This is a genomic window from Paenibacillus hunanensis (assembly GCF_034055775.1).
Lineage (GTDB): Bacteria > Bacillota > Bacilli > Paenibacillales > Paenibacillaceae > Saccharibacillus > Saccharibacillus hunanensis.
The window spans coordinates 1263570-1284608 of the sequence record NZ_CP139194.1 but is presented as its reverse complement, the minus strand read 5'-3'; the positions used below and the strand labels follow the sequence as shown (position 1 = coordinate 1284608).

General features: G+C 47.3%; 17 protein-coding genes and 1 riboswitch. Of the genes, 1 reads left to right on the top strand and 16 read right to left on the bottom strand.

Annotated features, from left to right (window positions below; all coding sequences use genetic code 11):
* Window positions 1-386: 386 nt before the first annotated feature.
* Window positions 387-860, top strand: a complete 474-nt coding sequence (gene ybaK, locus SK066_RS05090; RefSeq protein ID WP_320543890.1) for a Cys-tRNA(Pro) deacylase — start codon at window positions 387-389, stop codon at window positions 858-860.
* A gap of 190 nt (window positions 861-1050) precedes the next feature.
* Here ybaK and SK066_RS05085 read toward each other — a convergent pair whose 3' ends face one another.
* From SK066_RS05085 to SK066_RS05010, 16 genes are all read right to left on the bottom strand, one after another.
* Window positions 1051-1878, bottom strand: a complete 828-nt coding sequence (locus tag SK066_RS05085; RefSeq protein ID WP_188776946.1) for a MetQ/NlpA family ABC transporter substrate-binding protein — start codon at window positions 1876-1878, stop codon at window positions 1051-1053.
* 77 nt (window positions 1879-1955) lie between these two features.
* Window positions 1956-2633, bottom strand: a complete 678-nt coding sequence (locus SK066_RS05080; RefSeq protein ID WP_188776945.1) for a methionine ABC transporter permease — start codon at window positions 2631-2633, stop codon at window positions 1956-1958.
* A complete protein-coding gene (locus SK066_RS05075; RefSeq protein ID WP_320543889.1) occupies window positions 2630-3649 on the bottom strand; it encodes a methionine ABC transporter ATP-binding protein in 1020 nt (339 codons plus the stop codon). The genes SK066_RS05080 and SK066_RS05075 overlap by 4 nt, the downstream gene beginning before the upstream one ends.
* 130 nt (window positions 3650-3779) lie before the next feature.
* Window positions 3780-3932: riboswitch (SAM riboswitch) on the bottom strand.
* A 533-nt stretch (window positions 3933-4465) separates the two neighbouring features.
* Window positions 4466-5467 (bottom strand): COX15/CtaA family protein, encoded by a 1002-nt coding sequence (locus tag SK066_RS05070; RefSeq protein WP_320543888.1) that lies wholly within the window; start codon window positions 5465-5467, stop codon window positions 4466-4468.
* Between the two features lie 375 nt (window positions 5468-5842).
* Window positions 5843-6199 (bottom strand): thioredoxin family protein, encoded by a 357-nt coding sequence (locus tag SK066_RS05065; protein ID WP_320543887.1) that lies wholly within the window; start codon window positions 6197-6199, stop codon window positions 5843-5845.
* 176 nt (window positions 6200-6375) lie between these two features.
* The gene (locus SK066_RS05060; RefSeq protein ID WP_320543886.1) at window positions 6376-7992 is read right to left on the bottom strand and encodes a putative polysaccharide biosynthesis protein; all 1617 of its coding nucleotides are present in this window, start codon (window positions 7990-7992) and stop codon (window positions 6376-6378) included.
* A 229-nt stretch (window positions 7993-8221) separates the two neighbouring features.
* Window positions 8222-8722 (bottom strand): DUF456 domain-containing protein, encoded by a 501-nt coding sequence (locus SK066_RS05055; protein WP_320543885.1) that lies wholly within the window; start codon window positions 8720-8722, stop codon window positions 8222-8224.
* A 321-nt stretch (window positions 8723-9043) separates the two neighbouring features.
* Window positions 9044-9796: a Cof-type HAD-IIB family hydrolase gene (locus tag SK066_RS05050; protein ID WP_188776939.1), complete on the bottom strand. Its 753-nt coding sequence runs from the start codon at window positions 9794-9796 to the stop codon at window positions 9044-9046.
* Window positions 9797-10062: 266 nt separating this feature from the next.
* The gene (locus tag SK066_RS05045; protein ID WP_320543884.1) at window positions 10063-10938 is read right to left on the bottom strand and encodes a metal ABC transporter permease; all 876 of its coding nucleotides are present in this window, start codon (window positions 10936-10938) and stop codon (window positions 10063-10065) included.
* Window positions 10931-11842 (bottom strand): metal ABC transporter permease, encoded by a 912-nt coding sequence (locus SK066_RS05040; protein ID WP_320543883.1) that lies wholly within the window; start codon window positions 11840-11842, stop codon window positions 10931-10933. The genes SK066_RS05045 and SK066_RS05040 overlap by 8 nt, the downstream gene beginning before the upstream one ends.
* Window positions 11843-11894: 52 nt before the next feature.
* The gene (locus SK066_RS05035; RefSeq protein ID WP_407673746.1) at window positions 11895-12773 is read right to left on the bottom strand and encodes a metal ABC transporter ATP-binding protein; all 879 of its coding nucleotides are present in this window, start codon (window positions 12771-12773) and stop codon (window positions 11895-11897) included.
* A 99-nt stretch (window positions 12774-12872) separates the two neighbouring features.
* Window positions 12873-13868, bottom strand: a complete 996-nt coding sequence (locus tag SK066_RS05030; protein WP_320543882.1) for a metal ABC transporter solute-binding protein, Zn/Mn family — start codon at window positions 13866-13868, stop codon at window positions 12873-12875.
* Between the two features lie 699 nt (window positions 13869-14567).
* Entirely contained in the window at window positions 14568-16586 is a 2019-nt protein-coding gene (locus SK066_RS05025) for a peptidoglycan D,D-transpeptidase FtsI family protein (RefSeq protein ID WP_320543881.1), read from the bottom strand.
* A gap of 319 nt (window positions 16587-16905) precedes the next feature.
* Window positions 16906-18936, bottom strand: a complete 2031-nt coding sequence (locus SK066_RS05020; RefSeq protein ID WP_320543880.1) for a peptidoglycan D,D-transpeptidase FtsI family protein — start codon at window positions 18934-18936, stop codon at window positions 16906-16908.
* A 235-nt stretch (window positions 18937-19171) separates the two neighbouring features.
* Window positions 19172-20326: a transglutaminase-like domain-containing protein gene (locus SK066_RS05015; protein ID WP_320543879.1), complete on the bottom strand. Its 1155-nt coding sequence runs from the start codon at window positions 20324-20326 to the stop codon at window positions 19172-19174.
* Window positions 20327-20365: 39 nt separating this feature from the next.
* The gene (locus tag SK066_RS05010) at window positions 20366-20824 is read right to left on the bottom strand and encodes an ATPase (RefSeq protein WP_320543878.1); all 459 of its coding nucleotides are present in this window, start codon (window positions 20822-20824) and stop codon (window positions 20366-20368) included.
* Window positions 20825-21039 lie beyond the last annotated feature (215 nt).

The window sequence follows — 21039 nt, the reverse complement described above, 5'->3', positions numbered from 1 at the left end:
TGGCAGTGAAGATGAATGAGGTTAAGATATGGTTGGGCTAATAACACGCCCTATTGCCTTAATTAGATTAAAGAATGATCTTACATATGATGCTACGCTGGATGTGTTAAATGACTGTTTTCAGATGGATAGCGTACAGTTTATTGCTTCAATTTTAATTGTATTCAAACAGGTTAGCTACCAAAATATGTACCCGATCTGGAATCTGTTTGAAACTTTTTTACATTTGAAGTACATTAAGAAAAGTAATTAATAGAGGGATAATGGTTAGTTTTACTGCATATCGGGTGGATAGCTCTAATCAAATAAAGGGTGCCTCTTGTCCTGGATAATAGATAGGCTGCGATCTATATTTTAGTCTATACGCACAGAAAGGAAGCTATAGTATGAGTTCAGCTAAAACCAATGCGATGCGCATTTTGGATAAAGAGCATATCGCTTATGTCGTACATGAATATGATCCTGAGGATGGACAGGTGCATGGTACAGCGGTAGCTGAGAAGATTGGAAAGCCTGCTCCGATTGTACATAAAACGCTGGTGACACGTGGTAAAAATGGGCTGCATATATTTGTTATTCCGGTAGCGGAGGAATTGGATTTGAAAAAGGCGGCGCGTGCAGCTCAGGAAAAGAAGCTGGATATGTTGCCGGTGAAGGAATTGCTTGCGCATACCGGCTATATTCGTGGTGGCTGCTCGCCAGTAGGGATGAAAAAGCTCTATCCCACTTTTATCGATCATCGTGCGGAGGTACTGGAACAGATGGTGGTTAGTGCAGGCAAGATTGGCATGCAAATGGAGCTTGCGCCTGACGAACTGGCCGCTGTAGTGAAAGCACAGTTTGCTGAGGTTTGTGTGTGAGTTTGATGATGATAATACAAAAGCATCCTGCCTGTAAAAGGTCAGGATGCTTTTTCTATTGAGCTACTTTATTGATTTTAGCCATTGTAGCTTGCGAAGCTAGTTGCAAAGGTTCATCGGGTTGGTTTCTCAACTAACTGAACGCTGCTAGCTAGCGCTACAATGCATATTGCCATTAATTATATCTAGCTTAGAATGCTGGGATGACAGCGCCTTTGTACTGTTCTTCGATGAATTTTTTGGTATCATCGGAAGTCAGTGCTTTAGCCAGCTTTTGGATCGCTTCGGAATCTTTGTTGTCTTCGCGAGCTACCAGGTAGTTGGCATATGGTGCGCTGCTATCTTCTACAACCAGTGCGGATTTTGGATCGATTTTTGCTTCCAGCACATAGTTCATGTTGATCATCGCCATGTCTACTTGATCTAGCTGACGAGTCAGCATCGCTGCATCCATTTCTTTAAATTGCAGGTTTTTCGGATTGGAGGTGATGTCTTTCGTTGTAGAAGTGATATTTGTTTTGTCTTTCAGCTCGATCAGGCCGTTGTTAGCGAGCAGAATCAGTGCGCGTGCGCCGTTGGATACTTCATTTGGAATCGCGATTGTTGCGCCTTCAGGCAGCTGATCCAGTGAAGTGTACTTTTTGGAATAACCACCGAATGGCTCGATGTGTACGCCCTGTACGATAACCAGATTCATGCCACGGGATTTATTTTGCTCATCCAGGTAAGGCTTCGTTTGGAAGTAGTTCGCATCCAGCTTTTTGTCGTTCAGCTGTACGTTCGGCTGAATGTAGTCTGTGAACTCAACAACATCCAGGTTTACGCCTTCTTTTGCCAGCTCAGGCTTCAGGTGGTTCAGGATTTCTGCATGCGGTACAGCTGTAGCGCCAACGCGCAGTGTTACCGCTCCATTACTGTCTGTACCAGAAGCAGCATTGGAATTATCCGCTTTGTTTCCGCAAGCAGCGACAACCGCTACGAGCATAATGCTAACGAGTGCAAGCAACCATTTTTTCATTGTAAGTTCCCCTTTTCGCTTCTATTTTATATATGATAATAATTCCATAAACACATTATTCCTACCCGATAACTGGATTATCGGCGTGAAAAATGAATAACAAGACGATCACCCAGCATTTGCAGCGCCTGTACGATAATGACCATCAGCACGACTGCTACCAGCATAACGCCCATATCGTAGCGATAATAACCGTAGTTAATTGCCAGCGTACCTAAGCCGCCAGCCCCTATCATACCTGCCATTGCGGTATTCGACACAAGCGCAACAACGGTTACCGTCAAGCCTGCCAGCAGACCCGGCATCGCTTCGCGTAGCAGTACGCGACCAATGACCTGTCCGGTGGATGCTCCCATCGCATACGCCGCCTCGATCACACCACGATCAACTTCACGCAATGCAGTCTCAACCAGTCGTGCAAAGAACGGCGCAGCGGCAATAACAAGCGGCGGAATGGTTCCTAATACACCAATCGTTGTACCGACGAGCAGATCCGTCAGCGGCAGCAAGGCTACGATCAGGATGATGAAGGGCACCGAGCGCAGGATGTTCACAATGACTGAGATCACGGAGTACACACCTTTGAGCACCGGCGAAGTCGAGCGCGATGTCATAAATAGCATGATACCGAGTGGCAATCCGATCAGTAGGGTAAACAATCCAGAGGCACCGATCATTTGTAGTGTTTCAATCGTTGCCGTACCAAATTCATTCCAGTCAATCTGGGAAAAATCCAGTTCACCAAAATTACTCATGATTCCATCACCTCCACATTCAGACCTTTTGCCGTCAACTTGTCCAGCGTCTGCTGGATGGCAGCTGGTGCTCCGTCAAAGCGTACGATCAATTGACCGTATGGCACACTTTTGAGTGTGGATATCGTTCCCTGCAAGATGGCAAAGTCTACGCCAGTCTCACGTACGGTACGTGACATGATGGATTCATACGTCTTATCGCCGAGGAAGGAAATCTTCACAGCCAGCGATGATTCACTGTGTGGCCCAGCAAGCACAGCATCTAGCAGCTCACTATGGCTGGATTCACGAGTGATAAAATCACGTGTGATCGGATGCTGCGGCTTCAAAAACACCTCAGCGACAGGTCCCTGCTCTACAATGCCACCCTGATGAATAACCGCGACACGATCACAAATGCTTTGAATAACATTCATCTCGTGTGTGATCAGTACAATCGTCAGGTTGAAGCGCTGATTAATATCAAGCAGCAGCTTCAAGATGGAATCCGTAGTCTGTGGATCAAGCGCAGATGTCGCTTCATCACAGAGCAGTACATCCGGGTCACTCGATAGTGCGCGAGCGATACCGACACGCTGCTTTTGTCCACCAGACAGCTGGGCTGGATATTTCTGTGCATGTGCTTCCAGTCCAACGAGCTTCAATAATTCATCAACCCGAGTACGAATGTTCTTTTCTGGTGTCTTAGCCAGACGAAGTGGGAAAGCAATGTTATCGTAGACCGTTGCCGATGATAGCAGATTAAAATGCTGAAAGATCATGCCGATCTTGCGGCGGCGCGTCTGCAATGCTCCCTTGCCCAGCTTAGTCAAATCTACACCATCGATCCAGATATGACCTGATGTTGGACGTTCTAGCAGATTAATACAGCGAATTAGTGTACTTTTACCTGCTCCTGAATGTCCGATCACTCCGAAAATCTCACCTTTTTCAATGGATAGATCCAGATCGCTCAGTGCGGGCGTTGTATTTTTACCTTTACCATAAACTTTGGTTACATGTTCAAGACGAATCAAGCTTGAGGTCCTCCTCCCGGTTGTCGGTCTGCATGCGATTTCGTTCAATCTATTTTCAGCCGGTTCTTTTTTATACACAAAAAGAGCCCATTTTCTGCAGAAAAGGGCTCTCTATCCGTAAGATATTGCCTTCTCATCTGCCAAAATCACAGACTGTTCCATTGCTGTACAGCCGTCATTTTGTAGGATTTAGCACCATGTCATTTTGAAAAGGCAAGCTGCCATTCTCAAAATCGGTTGCCGGGCTTCATCGGGCCAGTCCCTCCACCACTCTCGATAAGAAAATATGAAAACATCGAATGAAAATCTTTACTCAGTATATTGAACTTCACAATCTTTGTAAAGTGGAAAATGGGGATTTTTCATTAATTTCTGCAAATGTTCATTTTGGGATTAAGCTGGGGGGAGTAGACGGAGGGGGCATGTGGTTGTTTGGCAGCAACCACTTCGGGAAGGAATAAGGGGACGGACTCAGTGGAGCCGCGGGAATCTACGGATTAGGAATTTACTGTAGATTCCCGCCCCTCCAAAATCGTCCTTTCCCCTTATTTCCTTCCCTTCGTTCTGTGCGTGTGCGGGTAGAGCTCATGCAATAGCGGTAGGGTGGTGTACAAACCAGCTTTATAAGAGGGGAGTGGGTAAGTAGGTAGTTTGTTAAGTTACTAGGTTGCTAGATTGTAAAATCGTCTATGGGGATAGATTGAGTATGGAGATGTTGAGTTGTAAAAAAGCTGTACTTCGGCGCATGAGAACGTCGAAGCACAGCTTTGGAGAAGGCTTATTATATTGGCTCGTTTACATTTATACTCTTTTAAATTAACGAGTTACAGGGACGCCGGGGTTGTTGGGTTTTTGTTGGTGTACGTTGGATTCGGCGTATGATTTGCGGCTTAGTTGCCAGGTTCGGAGGCTCATGTAGCAGAGGATACCGAACAGGAACTGGATGAGCAGAGTGTGTGCCATCGTTGCGAAGAAGTAGACTTCTGGCACGTCCATGGTGAAGATGTTAACTGCGCCGCTTACGAATTGCAGTAGGATGAATACGACAGCAACGATACCCATTTTACGGATACTCGGGTTATTTGGGTGGTGACGATAGGCGTAGTGACCGAGAATGGCGATCACGATGACCAGTGCAAGTGCTGCTGCGCGGTGCAGGAAGGCTACGCCAACGCCGCCGGATAGCTCAGGGATAACGGCACCGTTACAGAGCGGGAAGCCGGAGCAGCCGCCTCGTGAATCGGTGTGCGTTACGAATGCACCTGTGTATACGACGATATACGTAAAGATGGTTGAGAACCATGTCAGGTTACGGAAGCCTTTGCTAACAGGTGGCTGGTTCTCGTAGGTATGTGTACGCTGATATTTATGCAATCTGCGTGCTGTGAACGCCATCAGCATGGAGCTGGAGAAAGCGATCATGGAGAAGCCGAAGTGCAATGCCATGATTGCTGAGGACTGAGAAAATACTACAGCCAATGCGCCCATAATCGCTTGCAATACGACAAAGATTAGAGTTAGTACCGCATAAAGACGTAATTCTTTATTTTTGTTAAAAAAGATAAAACCGATGAATGAAAATAGTGCTGTCAAACCTGCAAAACCACTAACCATTCGGTGCGTATACTCAATCAAGGATGAGATCGTATATGCAGGGATGAATTGACCATGACAAAGCGGCCATTCGCGCCCACAGCCCAGTCCTGATCCAGTCTTGGTCACGACCAGACCGCCCATTGTTGCGAGAAACATAGCCAAACAGGTTATATAGCTTAACCATTTCAAATGCTGAATCGTTATCAGTGGCTTACGTGCCATAATTAAAATCACCCGCTATTAAATTAGTAGTGACGTTCATGTGAAGTCACTATTCATTATAGCGAATCTAGCGTCATTACTACCATCGGGTTTGTGACAAATCGTTGATCTATTTATAACCATTTTGAGGCGTTGTAGCGATTGTATAACGTTCCCAATTACAGCCTGTATATATTGTAGTTAATGAGACGAGATACACAGGGATAAATATAGAAAGTAGATAATCTTGCAGCATAATATCTGGCGTTAGAAGCGTAGTCGCAGTGGAGCTGGACGTTCGGCTTCCCATTACCTTCTAAATGAAAAAAGAATGATCTCCGATTTGCTCAGAGACCATTCTTTTCATTGTTCTACATCGTATTGTTATTGCACACTTTACTCTGCCGCTTGTGCATTCAACGCCCCATACACCTCAACCGCACGATCCAGGAACTGTTCAATCTCCTGGCGCGATTTGCGGGCTTTGTTTACGAAACGGATCAGTTCCTTACCATTCGCATAAGCGACAAAGCTTGGAATGCCCAGAATATTTTGTTCCTGACTCACATCGCCGACACCGTCCACATCCACTTCAACGAGACGCAGGCGGTTGCTGTATTGCTGCTCCACCTCTGGCATGAATGGATCAATAAATTTACAATCGACACACCAGTCGGCTTTGAATACCGCAATCGTCAGCTCAGGTGAAGCAATGGTTGTATGGAAGCTTTCGCTTGTATTAATAGTTTGCATATCTTTTCCTCCTCATAAGAAATATGAATGAATCGCTAAGGGACAGTGGTCATTCACAGATATTCGTTTTACAAATACCAATGCCCTATTTCAAACGTTCTATCTGCCTTTTGTTGTATTACGCTATATCCATATCGACAGACATCCCAACCATTCGATCCCTTTGATCAAGATATTCAGCCACGCTGGAGTCGCATTAACGGCGCCAGTACTCTACGCAGTGGACGTGGATAGGAGGACAGCTCCTCCGAGCGTACTACACGCAGCAGAACGAGCAAGACTGGATAGATAACCAGTGTCGCTACTCCTACCATACAACAACCGATGAAAAATGCAACCCTGTGGTTCATCCATGCAGTCAGCGCGATGCCTGCTTCGTTACACAACAAGCCTGCTACAGTCAGCACCGCAATCGTCACAAGGAAGCCGATCCAGCGATTGCCAAGTACGGAGAACGCAACGACCTGACGCAGTGAACGCAGATTAAGTATCGTGATCAGCAGGAAACAGAGACCTGTTGCAGTGATGATACCGTAGATACCGAGCAGTGGCGCCAGCAGTACGCTTAGTAGCAGCTTCACAGCAATCCCACATAGTACATGTACCATCGACAGATTGACTTTATTAATCCCGATCAGCATCGAGTTCGTCGTCATCATCGTAATCTGGAAAATCGTGCCGAGCGTCAGCAATGCGATAATGCCTGCGCCCTCTGTGTTACTAAACAACAGACCGTTAATCGAATACGCCGCTGTCGTGAGCATGAGCACGATCGGAATACCTGTCAGCACCGAAATGCGCAGTGCGAGTGAAATCTGGCGTTTCAGATTATCCTCTTCCTTCCGTGCATATGCTGCGGAAATGACCGGAATGAGCGATGTACTGAGTGCAATCGCTAGAATTGGCGGAATACCTGCAATACTTTGTGCGCGCGTACCGAGAATACCGAGTGCGGCTGTTGCGGCTGCATCGCCTACATTGCCGATCAATAAAGGCTTGATAAGCGTTCCGTCGATAAAATTGACCGCTGGAATCGTCAGAGACGAGATCACGATCGGAATCGATAATTTGAAAATATCGCCGTAAATTTGACGAAGCGGGATAATCGTTTCAGAGCCTGTACGTTCTATCCCCATGCGGTTCGCCGCATCCTGCTTGCGCAGCTTCAATGTGTAATAGACCATCACGAGAAATGCCCCTACACTACCAAGTACGCTACCAAACGACGCGCCTGCCGCCACCTCTGTATCGCCATATCCAATACGTAATAGCACATAAGCGAGCACAATCGCTGTAAATACACGTGCAAATTGCTCGATAATCTGCGAAATACCACCAGCGGACATCATATTACGTCCCTGGAAATATCCACGCATCATCGCAATCGCCGGGAACAGTAGCAGGGATGGCGCAATTGCCTGAAGTGACAATGCTGCAGTAGGCTCTTTGGCCAGTGCTGCATAATACGGCGCACCAATATACATCAGCAATGTCATTACAATCCCTGCTCCACCGGCAAATAACAGCGCCGCATAGTAAATGCGCTGCGCTTCATGTGGACGTCCCAGTGCATAGCGCTCGGACACCATTTTACTCAATGTGCTCGGTATTCCCGCAGTCGCTACCGCCAGTAGCATCAGATAAACGTTGTTGGCAAGTGTAAACGAAGCGTCCCCAGAGAAGCCGAGCATATGCTCCAGCGGCACCCGCTGGACAAGGCCAAGCACACGCGCTACCAGCGCAGCGGCTGCCAGAATAATCGTACCTTTAATGAATGATTCGCCTTTAGACAAAATAATTCCCCTTCTCTCACACTTCATGGATCATCAAACGAAGATGATCATAACTTCGCATGGTACAGCCAGATGAATCCGTATGTACAGCCCACTGTGACCAGCGGATCATGCCAAAAAACCGGAAGGCTGATTGGCCTTCCGGTCGTGTTGTTACGTCAGCATTTCTATTATAGACATGGATTGGTATGCTTCGCAATGCGACATATGAAAAGGACTCGCTTAGCTATTATTGAATCCCGATCCAAGTAATCCAGAAAATCCAGATCCCGATCATCGCGATCTGTAAAATGATTTTAACAACTGCACTGGCGAACAAGCCTAGCACCGTTCCCCAGCCTACACGCAGTGCACTGTTCACATCACGCCCTTGAATCAGCTCAGCAGCTACCGCACCGATCAATGGGCCGAGAATTAGACCAAATGCGGGGATTACCCACGGCCCTACAATCAGACCAACAACGGATAAAATAATCGCCAAGCGCGAGCCACCGAATTTCTTCGTTCCGTAGGCACCGACCAGATAATCAGCTACTACCAGCACAACTACAATGAGCGTCTGAATAATCCAGAACCATACATCATAACGATCAAACGTGAAAAACCACCCATATACGAAAAAGGCAAAATAGATCGCGACCACCGAGGGCAGCACCGGATATACGGTACCGATCATCCCGATAATAAACAGGGCAATGACCAGCGTCCAACCTACAATTTCAAGCACCATGAATTGTCTCTCCTTGTATAGGTACAGCAAAATGCACCTGACGAATGTTCATCTTAGAAGCAAGATGTAATCTTTGTATACCTATATACTGCTCAGGTGACACATTCGTTTCAAAAACATGGTTTGTACGAATATAGATACGTTAACGATGATGTCGGCTCGTTTCATTTAACCTGTCTGCGATGGCGATCGCCGATCTGATCTATGGTGAGTGTTATTAGCAATCAATGCGATTTATGGTGAGTACGATCGGCAATCGATGTGATCTATGGTGCCTGGATCGATCGTACCCATCTACTGCACACTCTCGATCATTTTCGATCAAACCAGAATATGATCGCGAATCACTTCGACGATTCCATCCTCATTGTTGCTGGCTACTACGAGGTCAGCCTCCTGCTTTACCGTATCCTGCGCATTGCCCATCGCCACGCCCAGACCTACCGCTTGAATGACTGCCAGATCGTTCAGGCTATCGCCAACGGCCACGACCTCAGACATATCAATATCGAGCAGCTTGCACACTTCAGCGATACCTGTCGCTTTGTTAATGCCGAGTGGATTGATCTCCAGATTATCAGGTGAGGAGTTGGATACCTCCAGACCGCCCATCTGCTGTAACTCCATCAGAATATCATGACGAAGCTCATGATCCTTTGTATTATAGCCAAATTTCAGCCATTCGATATCTTCAAATGCCTGCTCCTCCTGCAACCATTGATCCCGATTGTACAGACGCTCCACAGAGTATGCCCAGAACCAGACTTCCTTTTCGACAGCCAGCTCGTGCATACGACGCACAGCAGCAGGATCAAGCAATGTACGGCGATACAGCTCACGGGGAGATTTCCACACTTCGCTACCGTTTACTGTCACCATCGGTGTTTCCAGTCCAAGCTCCTGTCCGTAAGGCAGTGCACTGCTGGCAGCGCGTCCAGTCGACAGGCAGACATGAATACCTTCGTCCATCGCTTTATGAATCCATTTGCTTGTCTCTAGCGAGATTTCATGATCATCATTGAGTAGTGTTCCATCCATATCCAGTGCAAGTAATTTGTATTTACGAGTTGTCATTGTCGTGCTTCTCCTCCATCCATTCGGGTCGATCTCGCCCGATGCTTTGTCTCTACCTGTGGCTTATGCATAGCTTGCCTGGCTCCTTCCTTCTGTAACCCGTTCCAGCTTGTACATATACAAAAAAGAGTCGCTAAGCATATTCATCCATATGAGCATAAGTGTAGCATACTATTCTTTAGCCTCTCAAAAGTTTTTGTAAACTGTAGATGAAGTTTTGAGGCTTTCATTCAATCCGCATGACACCAACCACACCCTTACTGAAATTAAGCTGCCAGACGACGCTGACGCCATTTGCGAAGCAACAGACCATGCCGTGGAGACAATAGAAATGTCAGTACAAACAGTACACCTGCTGTCGTAACGATGCTACCACCAATCGAGGCGTTCCATACATAAGCAGCTCCATACCCAAGCACCGAGCTTGCGATTCCTGCGACAACACTATACAGAAGCATCATGCCCAGTCGATCTGTCCATAAATAAGCTGTCGCTGCTGGAATAATCAGCATCCCTACAACTAGAATCGCACCGACACTTTCAAACGAAGCAACCGATGTCATCGATACGAGCCCCATCAGCATATAGTGAAATAGCATCACCGGAATGCCACATGCCGCCGCCAGCGCTGGATCGAAGGCGGTAAGCTTAAATTGCTTATAAAATAGCATCAGTAATGCCACTACCGCTACCAGTGCAAAGCCAAGCATCCACACCGAGCGCGGCCCCATATCTGTCCCGTTCCATGTCCATGTATCCCACTGCACATAAGCAATTTCTCCAAATAATACACAGTCCAGATCCAGATCGATATTCCGTGCATTCAAACTAACGATAATCACGCCAACCGCAAACAGGGCTGTGAAAATAATCCCGATCGACGCATCCGATTGTACACCTGAGCTGCGAAGCCACTGAATCAGAAATACAGACAGCAAGCCCAGCAGTGTCGCACCGATCATCATCGCGACTGAATCACGTCCACCGCTAAATAAAAAGGCAATTGCGATACCCGGCAAAACGGCATGGCTAATCGCATCACCGATCAATGCCATTTTACGCAAAATCAAAAAGCAGCCTAACAAACCACAGCTAGCTGACATTAAGATCGCTGTGAGTAAAATCCAAAAGTCACTACTCATGAGCTGTACCTCCCTGCTGCCATTGCTGACGCGCACGCCGCTGACGCAGACTTTTCCCTACCCAGCCGCGCTGCGGTGCCAGCAATGCGGAGACAGCGAACACGATCGTGGCAGACAACACCGTCACTGGCCCGGTAGGTAGTCCAGTCACCATACTGCTCCAGAAGGTGCCACTGAATCCGCTACATGCACCAAATATACCAGCAAGCAGCAGCATGACAGATAGCTTATCTGTCCAGTAACGCGCCGCCACCGCCGGGGTGATCAGTAGCGCGGACATGAGCACCACGCCCACCGCCTGAATACCTGCAACAACGACAAGCACCGTCAATAGCAGCATCAATTGCTCCAATCGAGCGACAGGCCAGCCGAGTCCACGAGCAAAGCCCGGATCGAAGCTAATCAGCTTAAATGGCTTATACAGCAACAGGCATAATAGAAGCAGCAGACTGCTAATACCTGCAAGCATATACACATCCTCACGCATCATCGATGCCGCCTGACCGAACAGGAACTTATCCAGCCCACTTTGACCGCCATCTCCACTATGCTGAATACGTGTTAGCAGCATGACTCCGATCCCAAAAAATAACGATAGTACGATGCCCATCGCTGCATCCTGCTTAATACGCGAATGGGCGGCAATCCAGCGAATACCGAAGGTTGCGATCGAACCAGCGATTAGCGCGCCGAGCAGAAAACCAACCGTAGATTTGACACCAGTGAGCATAAACGCAATACAAATTCCCGGTAATGCAGCATGTGCCAGCGCATCGCCGATCAGGCTGCGCTTTTGCAGCAGCATATAGCTACCGATCAGCCCACTACTCAGACCAAGCAACATACAGCCAGCAACGATCCAGCGCATATTCGGGTCTGTCCATATCATCCATAGTGCATCCATCGCCAGTCCTCCTGTTTCGTGATATGAATGTAGCTATTGCTACACGGTATCGTTATTTTCCAGCCAGTAAGATGCCCTGCTGATCATTTCCTTGCAAAAATGCCATTTTGCCACCATACGTCTGCTGTAACAGCTCAGGTGTAAATGTCTGCTCTACCGCCCCTGCCGCAATCAGCTGGCGATTGAGCAGCAGCACATCATCGAAGTATGCTTGCACAGTGGATAGATCATGATGCACGACGAGCACTGTTTTCCCCTGCTGCTTCATTTGTTCTAATAAGGTGATGATCGCTTTCTCTGTTAGGGCATCCACGCCAGCGAACGGCTCATCCATCAAATACAGATCCGCCTGCTGGGCAAGCGCGCGTGCTAGAAATACACGCTGCTGCTGTCCGCCAGATAGCTGACTGATCTGTCGGCCTGCATAATCGGCCATACCTACCTGATCCAAACAATGCAATGCGGTCTGGCGTTCGTTTTTGCCGGGGCGACGGAACAGACCCAGTCGTCCGTAAGTACCCATCAGTACGACATCAAGCGCATCGGTTGGAAAATCCCAATCGACCGACTCACGTTGCGGCACATAACCGATGCGACGACGCTGGCTCTCATACGGCTTACCGAATACCTTTACCTGTCCAGAAAGCGATGGGATCAAGCCAAGAATAGCTTTCAACAATGTGGATTTCCCTGCTCCGTTGGGTCCGAGTAAGCCGATCAAGCGCCCTTCTGCCAGCGAAAAGGATACCTGCTGCACGACGGGCTGATGCTGGTACGTAACAGTTAAGTCCTGCACATGTAAAGGGCTATCCTCTATATTCGTAGACAGTTTATGATGCTGTTGTAATTTATTTTGGGGCTGCTTCCCGTTGTCTAACGATTGTGGTGCAGACATGGGATCGCTGGAATGAGTAGTAGTGAATGATTTCATCAATAATTCCTCCTTTGGTCATTCTGCTTGTCGTATTCCGTTTGGGTGCCCTATTGCCTGTAGCTGTCCACGTATTCGCTGATCTAGCAAAAGATCCGGTTAACGAAGCGCTTCGACAATCGTATTCGTGTTATGCCGTACCATATTGATATAGGTGCCTGCCTCGCCGTCCGGTGCGCCCAGTGCATCAGAATACAGTTCACCGCCAAGCTTAACCGTATGACCTTGCCCCGCAGCTCCGGCAATCACAGCTTCCATAGCACGTGCCGGAATGCTACTTTCAGCGAATACGGCTTTGATCTGACGCTCTACTAGCATATTACGTAGCTCCGCCACATCGCGTGAGCCATATTCCGAAGCGGTACTTAGCCCCTGTAGACCACGAACTTCCAGACCATACGCCTCTCCATAATAGCCAAATGCATCATGCGCTGTGATTAGCACTCGACCTGACGCTGGTATCGTAGCAATCTGCTGTTGCACCTCGCGATGCAGTGCATCCAGCTGTTTTAAATATGTCTCTGCATTGCTGCGATATACCGCTTCATGCTCCGAGTCTGCCTCGATGATCGCATCGCGCGTACGCTCTACCGCCTGACTCCACAGACTCACATCAAACCAGATGTGGGGATCATGCTCATTGGCATATTCATCACTTTGCCGCAGTAGGGCAGGATCGATCCGTTCCGTGACAGCAACGACATGCCTGGAACGACTCATTTTATCCAGTATCTTGGTCATACTTCCTTCCAGATGTAGACCGTTGTATAGCACCAGATCCGCATCATCCAGCTTGCGAATATCACCCTGAGAAGCCTTGTACATATGAGGGTCGACACCAGGCCCCATAAGACCGGTTATCTGAACGTGGGAGCCACCAATCTGCTTCGCTGCATCGGCGATCATACCTGTTGTGGCTGTGATGTGTAGTCGCTCATCGTTCGCTTGACCGGATGCATGTTCACCTGTGCAGCCAGGTAGAATGAGTAATAACAGTAAAATGCCAGCGATTGTGCTATATGTTTGCCAGCGTGAGAGACGATTGACATGCTGCTTCTTATATTGTGTACATGAGAGACTTCGCTTGATCTTCATTAATGGGTATGTCCTCCTCTGGTTAGATTCTGAATGTGTCGAACGAGCATTGTATTAGGCTGCGTTAGATTGCATTACACTGTTCTACACTGGGTTACATTTCGTTCCACTTAACCTTTTGATCTTTATTTCTAAAGTTTCGTCATCGACGTTTTTTTAGCAAAGGCTATATTTGTTTCCTTGGTGCAAATTTTAAGGTGCAGGGAAAGAAAAAACAAGAATGTAATTTTCAACATAGTGTGGGCTTTTTTATGGCTTAGACTTTTTGAAATGGGAGGATAGAGAGTATGTAGTGTCGTGTTGTGGCTTAAAGGCAAATATAGAATAAAGGATGGTTATAGGAATGGCGGCGTATGGAGTTGGAGGTATACAGCATAGATTCCAAGAGAAAAAAGTAATGAAGGGAACGAGCAGTAGGTATTCTTATCCTGCTATGTTTTGACATACAATATACCGCTCTTACCGCTCTTACTGCTCTTACCGCTCTATCCAGCACACAGCTCGACCAGACTTTTATCGAACACAAAAAAAGCCCTTCGCTTGAGATCGCTAGAGTGGCTAGCATCTGATCTTTAAGCGAAAGGCTCTGGTATTTAGGTTAAAGCTACAGATTGATTGTATATATTGTTTCTACATATTGAGACTAGCTTGTAACTCTCAATAGCTCACCTCATCCAGTCTCTAATGATCCAGTCCCCATTATTGCTCAGTTTCGGCGTTGCCTGTATCTGTCTGAGACTGCTGTTTCTTTGGTACACCATCCAGACCGTATTCCTGATCGTAGGCATCCAGGATTTTCACTGCAACGGGTGCCGCACTACGCGAACCGAAGCCGCCCTCTGGAATGACAACTGCCACCGCCAGCTTAGGATTCTGACGTGGTGCAAAAGCGATGAATACCCCGTTATCGACGATTTTGCCGTATACGGATTGCTGAGATGTACCTGTTTTACGAGCCACATCATAGCGATATCCTTCCAGTACAGCCACCTTACTACGCATCCCGTTAATCACGACGTTCCAATCCTCTGCCGGGAAATCGATCGTATTGATGACTTCACGCTTAAATGTTTTAACCGTATTGCCTTGAGCATCTGTAATCTTGCTCACAAACTGCGGCTTCAACCGTTCACCACGATTGGCAATCGTTGTAACATACTGGGCAAGCTGTAGTGTCGTATAGCGACCCTGCTGTCCGAACGAAGCGTACGCCATTGCTGCCTGCGCACTACCTGCTGCCTTGATGTTCGTATACTCGCCGCGACCTTCATTTTCGTACGGCAAACCGCTCTTGGTCGATACGCCAAGCCCGAACTCCTTCATGTACTTATCCCACACATTCACCGCTTCATTACCATACTTGCTGTATAGCGGCTTACCGATCATATCGATCATGAATGCGTTGGACGATTTTTGAATAGCGGTAGACGGGCTTAGCGAGCCAAGCACTTCTCCGAGTGCATTTCGAACTCTTGTCTCATAGCCTGCACGACCGAACTGGGCATAACCGCGGTCATAGTAGCCTGCATAGGGGCCGAACAAGCCTTCCTTCATCCCGATCAGCACGGTAAGTGGTTTAATAACCGAGCCCATCAGTACGAGTGAAGACGCCCGTTTACCATTATAAATCTCACGGATCGTACCGTTCGGATAATACGACTCGATCGCTTTGAGCTGTTCACTTGTTGGCGACTGCGACCAGATATTCGGATCATAATCCGGCATACTTGCCATCGCTACGACATTCCCTGTATCCACTTCCATCGCCACTGCATAGCCGGTTAGTGCATTGCGTGCATACGCGTTGCCACTACGATAAGAACGCAGAAAAGCAATCTGATCCGTAATCGCCTGCTGTGCAGCCAGCTGTACATTTTTATCGATCGTCATCCAAAGATTATAACCCTTTTGCGGTGGAGTCAGCTCGGAACGTCCGTCGACACGATTCAGTGCATTGATTGGCGTGCTACGTACGCCATTTTTACCGCGCAACTCATCCTGGAAGGTATACTCCAGACCATCGACACCGACCAGCTCATTATCGATATACCGTTCAGCCGATCCTGTCAGGCGAGCACGATTTTTGTATTTATTCATCGTTGTGCTCACGCCGGAAAAGCCTTTTAGATAGCCAACCGCCTGAACCGCCACATGATCCGGGCTGTATTCGCGCACACTTTCCTCGCGCACTTCAATGCCTTGATATTGATCCTTATGCTCCAGGAAATAAGCAATCTCCTTGTTGCTCAGGTCACGCTTGATGCGACGTGGGGTGTAGCCATAGTTCTTTTTATATTCGATGTCCATCGCTTCAATGATCTGATCGGCCGTCATCTTCTTATTCGGATCACCGTACGTATTGAATACCTGCTTCAGATCGCCGACAATCTTTAGAAACTCTGCTTGATTGTCCTCACGACGATAGTCCTTATTCAGTGTAAAATAAAGCGATTGCGTGGACAGTGAGTAAGCAATCCTGCTACCCGATGCATCAAGAATCATCCCACGACTCGGTAAAATCGGTGTTTCGTTATTCACAATGCTCGATTCTGCTTCCGTTAGCGTTGGTCCTTCCACAAACTGCAAAATTGCCAATCGGACAACCAGCACACTAAAAATAAAAAATGTAGCAAAGAAAAAAATATTCAACCGGATCGAAAACTGACGTCGGTTACTCTCTTCAAACTCTTCCGTTTCGGTCGAATTCCATTTTTTCATCGACTGGACAACCCCCCTGAATATTGTTGTACTCTTGCTGCAAGCCCAGCGCAGCCGCTCGTGAATGAATCATTCGTCCCATGAATGCTTGCTATCTATTCCAAAATATGTAGTCGTTTCTTCATTTTAGCATACAGTCGAAGTGGAACAAAACAGGACTGCTGACCCTGATACCATATTACCCTACGCCTCTTCACTCGCCACAAGCTAAATGTGAAGGATTACGGAAAAAGGTACAAAAAAAGAAGCAGGCTGGGTTGCCTGCTTCTTTTATCTTTATAAGACGACTACAAAGTAGTTCAAAACTATTACTAATCGATCACTGATTCGTCGATGTGCTATCTGTTCCGTCTGTGCTCGCACTTGAATCTGCTGGCTTCTTCGGAACACCATCCAGACCAAACTCCTGATCATACGCATCGAAAATTTTACGTGCGACTGGCGCCGCGCTCTGTGCACCGAATCCACCTTCTGGAATAACGACCGCTACCGCCAGCTTTGGATTATCTCGTGGCGCGAAAGCGATGAATACCCCGTTATCTACAGTATGTCCGTAGATCGATTGCTCAGATGTACCTGTTTTGCGGGCAATCGGGTACGGGAAATCTTTAAATGCCGGTACATCAGTTCTCATACCTTTAATTACAGTATCCCAGTATTGCTCTGGGAAATTGATCGTGTTCACGACCTGTGGCTTGAATTGCTTCACTACGTTCCCTTCTGAGTCAGTAATTTTGCTTACAAGCTGTGGCTTGAGACGCTTACCTTTATTCGCAATTGTCGTTACATATTGAGCGAGCTGCAGAGTCGTATATTTACCCTGCTGACCGAACGATGCAAACGCCATTGCTGCCTGCGTACTACCTGCGGCTTTAGTGTTCAGATACTCACCAGAGCCTGCGCTTTCGCCAGGTAGACCGCTCTTCGTAGATACACCTAGACCGAATTCCTTCATATATTTATCCCACACATTGACGGAATCTGCTCCATACTTACGATAAAGTGGTAAGCCAACTTTATCGATCATAAAGGTATTCGAGGAATGGTGAATAGCTTCTTCTGGTGTAAGGTCTCCATAAGGGTGACTGCCAGAGTTTCGAATTCTGGTTTCATGACCTTCCTTACCAAATTCGGCATAACCGATATCCTGATAATGACTATACGGCGTAATTACGCCTTCATTCAAGCCAATTAGTACGGTTAAAGGTTTAATAACCGAGCCAAGCAGTACCATTGATGAAGCATGACCTTCACGGTATACTTCCTTGATTGTACCGTTAGCAATGTGATTCTGAATTTCCTTGTATTTATCAGCTGTCATATTCTCCCAGACATTTGTATCATAGTCTGGCATACTTGCCATCGCTATGACACCGCCGGTCTGTACATCCATCGCTACGGCATAGCCAGTTTGCGCATTACGTGCATAGGCTTTACCACTGCGATAGGATTGCAGATAAGAGAGCTGATCGGTAATCGCTTTTTGAGTAACCATCTGCATATTTTTGTCGATAGTCAGCCAGACGTTATTTCCTTTTTTCGGAGCGGTTAATTCCGAGCGACCAATCGGACGGTTCAGTGCGTTAACCGGTGTTGTTTTCAGTCCGTTCTTTCCGCGCAGATCATCCTGATACGCGTACTCAATACCGTCTACACCAACATACTCGGTTGACAAATATTTCTCGCCTGCTTCCGTCACTCGTGACTTGTTAATATAATGATCCATCGTTGTGCTTACACCACTGAATTGACGTAGGTATCCGACCGTCTGGGTCGCTACCTGATCAGGATCGTAGTGACGAACACTTTCCTCTACAACTTCAATGCCTTTAAACTGATCCTTATGCTCCAAAAAGTGAGCAATCTCGGCATTGGTCAGATTCTTTTTGATGCGGCGCGGCGTATAACCGAATTGAACCTTCGATTCGATGTCCATCGCTTTAATAATCTGATCGGCCGTCATTTTCTCGTTCGGATCGCCGTACTTATTAAATACATTTTTCAGCTTACCAACGATTTCGTACAGCTCTGCTTTGTTTTGTGGCAACGTGTAGTTTTTAGTCATAGTGAAGTAGAGCGACTGTGAAGACGTGGAGTACGCGATACGTGCCTTACCGGAAGCATCCAAAATATTCCCGCGAATCGGCGGAATTGGCGTGCTTTTCGTAGAAATACTCGCTTCCTTCTCACGTAGCGTCGGCCCCTCGACGAACTGCAAAATCGCCAGCCGGACAATCAGTACAGTGAAGACCATAAACGTAGCAAAAAAGAAGACATTCAGACGGATAGAGAATTGACGCTGATTTCTGAGTTCGCGCTTGGACGACTCATCAATACCCGATTTTTTCATTGCTTGACCTATTCCCTTCTCTTGCGGCATTGCATGATGATGCCTGAATCGTTCAATATGTGTTTGCTTGTGGCAGATCAGCACGATCTACCTTTACTTTTGGACAGGACAACGCCAACAGAACTATATTATCACACGATGAAGTGTGTTGAGAAATTTCGCGAAAAGGTCCGGCGCGCTTCTCCACCGGACCGTCAGCTATTCACATCATACAGCACAAACAATCTTCGCTTACTTACAGTACACTTTGCTCGATATGCGTCTCAGCGAATTTTGGTGGATTAAACCAGTTACCTGCCGAAGCCCATGTTGGATCAAGTGGAATCCATTCCTTGGCTTCCGGTAGATACACCTGATTCCATGCATGTGCACCATAGCCACCCTGTCCATTATAACCAAGACCCGTGACAACTCGCACATCAATCCCCTGCGAGCGTGCCATCACTGCATACAAGCGCGCATAATCGATACATACACCTAACCGCGTTTTAAACGTATCCTCTGGCGTTTGCTCATGCCATACGCCGCGCTGCTCATAATCGTCTACCTTGCCATAATCATAACTAATTCTTGAGCCTACCCAGTCATATAACAGACGCGCCTTTTCTTCCGTATTGGTCGTTTTGCCAACAATCTCAGCTGCTGCCTGTTCAATATTAGCAGGGATACTGCGATCCACCACATCGTATTTACGCTGGAAAATCCCGGTCAGTTCCTGTAGCGCCGCGCTGGTAAAGACGGGTAAGCGATCCTTAATAAAGGAACCGGTTAAGGGTTGTACTACCGACTTGACTGCGCCATTATACAAAGAGGAGGCTTCCACATACGAGGACAGCTTATTGTTCGGATATAGGCTAACGACGATGAATAGCACCAGAATAATCACTGCACTACGCAGCAATCCATTCAGCAGTCCTACCAGACCGCCGACCATCCGGCTCAGCCAGGAGGAGCGACGCTGCTCTGTAGAGACATATCCGGCACGCCATTTTTCCGGTACTAATAATGCAGCCAGTAGCGAAAACGCCATACTCGCCACAACATAGCTAAGCATAAATACAACGGCAAAACGTAGCAGTGAAAACTCCGAGATCAGATATACAGCGGAGTAATACATTTCCTTCCACCACTGTAGATCACCCTCGGGAACCGAGGTGGATACCTTTTCCGCCCATGACTTGACATACGGAGAAGCAAACATGGCAAACGGCCCAGCCAACGCCAATGCTAGAATCGTCATCAACGTGCGACCTGCCCACGAAAACAGACGACCTGCTGAGCGACTAGCTCCACTTCGTACACCTTGCAATACCGAAATCAGTACAATTACATATAACAAACAGGACACCAGACTACTATCAAACCAGGCTGCGATATCCTTAACTTCCATTCACGTCCTCCTTCGTATCCATCACGACTCTTGAACGGATCAAGAACCAGAGCCTCCCGCAGCCGTATTCTGCTTTGCCTGTGTGATAACAGACTGAATGGTGTCATTCACATCCCATTCTCCGAGCGGTACACCACGGAACGTCACGCTCACCTTGCCTGCACCGGGCTTACCGTTCAGCTCGATATTGTCAGACTTGATCGTATACGTCCCGTCGGCATTTTGAATAAAGCGAGCATCCTTTGCCTCATCCTTCATCACATTCAGTGCCTGATCACGAACCGCACCGACCGTCTGATCGGTCACACTCGTTACCGTCTGCTTGATCTGGTCAAGCGATATGCCGCTATAAATAAATACGGCGAGAATAATAACGATCACAATCAGCCAACGGATGACCGTTTTGACCAGATTGATCACGAGAAATAATATAATCAGGGCGATCAGAATGATTAGCCAGTTTTGCCTGAAAAACTCACTCCATACCTGCCAATCCATCTGTCTCACCTCCATACTTCGTTCTATAGGATAATGACCTGGGTTCGTAGATGACGTGTGTGCGTGTAGTCATTATCATTTGATAGGCGTACTTTGTTTCAAGCTTGCTCATTGTGTTCAATACATCGATATAGACAATAGCTTTCACAGGGGCTATACAGGCTTTCTACACGCCTGATCTAGCAAGCCAGTCTATATTATAACCGAATTATACT

Bases quoted from the DNA above. Each gene is read 5' to 3' on its own strand.
- ybaK (WP_320543890.1), top strand. From the start codon at position 387: ATGAGTTCAGCTAAAACCAATGCGATGCGCATTTTGGATAAAGAGCAT.
- SK066_RS05085 (WP_188776946.1), bottom strand. From the start codon at position 1,878: ATGAAAAAATGGTTGCTTGCACTCGTTAGCATTATGCTCGTAGCGGTT.
- SK066_RS05080 (WP_188776945.1), bottom strand. From the start codon at position 2,633: ATGAGTAATTTTGGTGAACTGGATTTTTCCCAGATTGACTGGAATGAA.
- SK066_RS05070 (WP_320543888.1), bottom strand. From the start codon at position 5,467: ATGGCACGTAAGCCACTGATAACGATTCAGCATTTGAAATGGTTAAGC.
- SK066_RS05065 (WP_320543887.1), bottom strand. From the start codon at position 6,199: ATGCAAACTATTAATACAAGCGAAAGCTTCCATACAACCATTGCTTCA.
- SK066_RS05055 (WP_320543885.1), bottom strand. From the start codon at position 8,722: ATGGTGCTTGAAATTGTAGGTTGGACGCTGGTCATTGCCCTGTTTATT.
- SK066_RS05050 (WP_188776939.1), bottom strand. From the start codon at position 9,796: ATGACAACTCGTAAATACAAATTACTTGCACTGGATATGGATGGAACA.
- SK066_RS05045 (WP_320543884.1), bottom strand. From the start codon at position 10,938: ATGAGTAGTGACTTTTGGATTTTACTCACAGCGATCTTAATGTCAGCT.
- SK066_RS05040 (WP_320543883.1), bottom strand. From the start codon at position 11,842: ATGGATGCACTATGGATGATATGGACAGACCCGAATATGCGCTGGATC.
- SK066_RS05035 (WP_407673746.1), bottom strand. From the start codon at position 12,773: ATGAAATCATTCACTACTACTCATTCCAGCGATCCCATGTCTGCACCA.
- SK066_RS05030 (WP_320543882.1), bottom strand. From the start codon at position 13,868: ATGAAGATCAAGCGAAGTCTCTCATGTACACAATATAAGAAGCAGCAT.
- SK066_RS05025 (WP_320543881.1), bottom strand. From the start codon at position 16,586: ATGAAAAAATGGAATTCGACCGAAACGGAAGAGTTTGAAGAGAGTAAC.
- SK066_RS05020 (WP_320543880.1), bottom strand. From the start codon at position 18,936: ATGAAAAAATCGGGTATTGATGAGTCGTCCAAGCGCGAACTCAGAAAT.
- SK066_RS05015 (WP_320543879.1), bottom strand. From the start codon at position 20,326: ATGGAAGTTAAGGATATCGCAGCCTGGTTTGATAGTAGTCTGGTGTCC.
- SK066_RS05010 (WP_320543878.1), bottom strand. From the start codon at position 20,824: ATGGATTGGCAGGTATGGAGTGAGTTTTTCAGGCAAAACTGGCTAATC.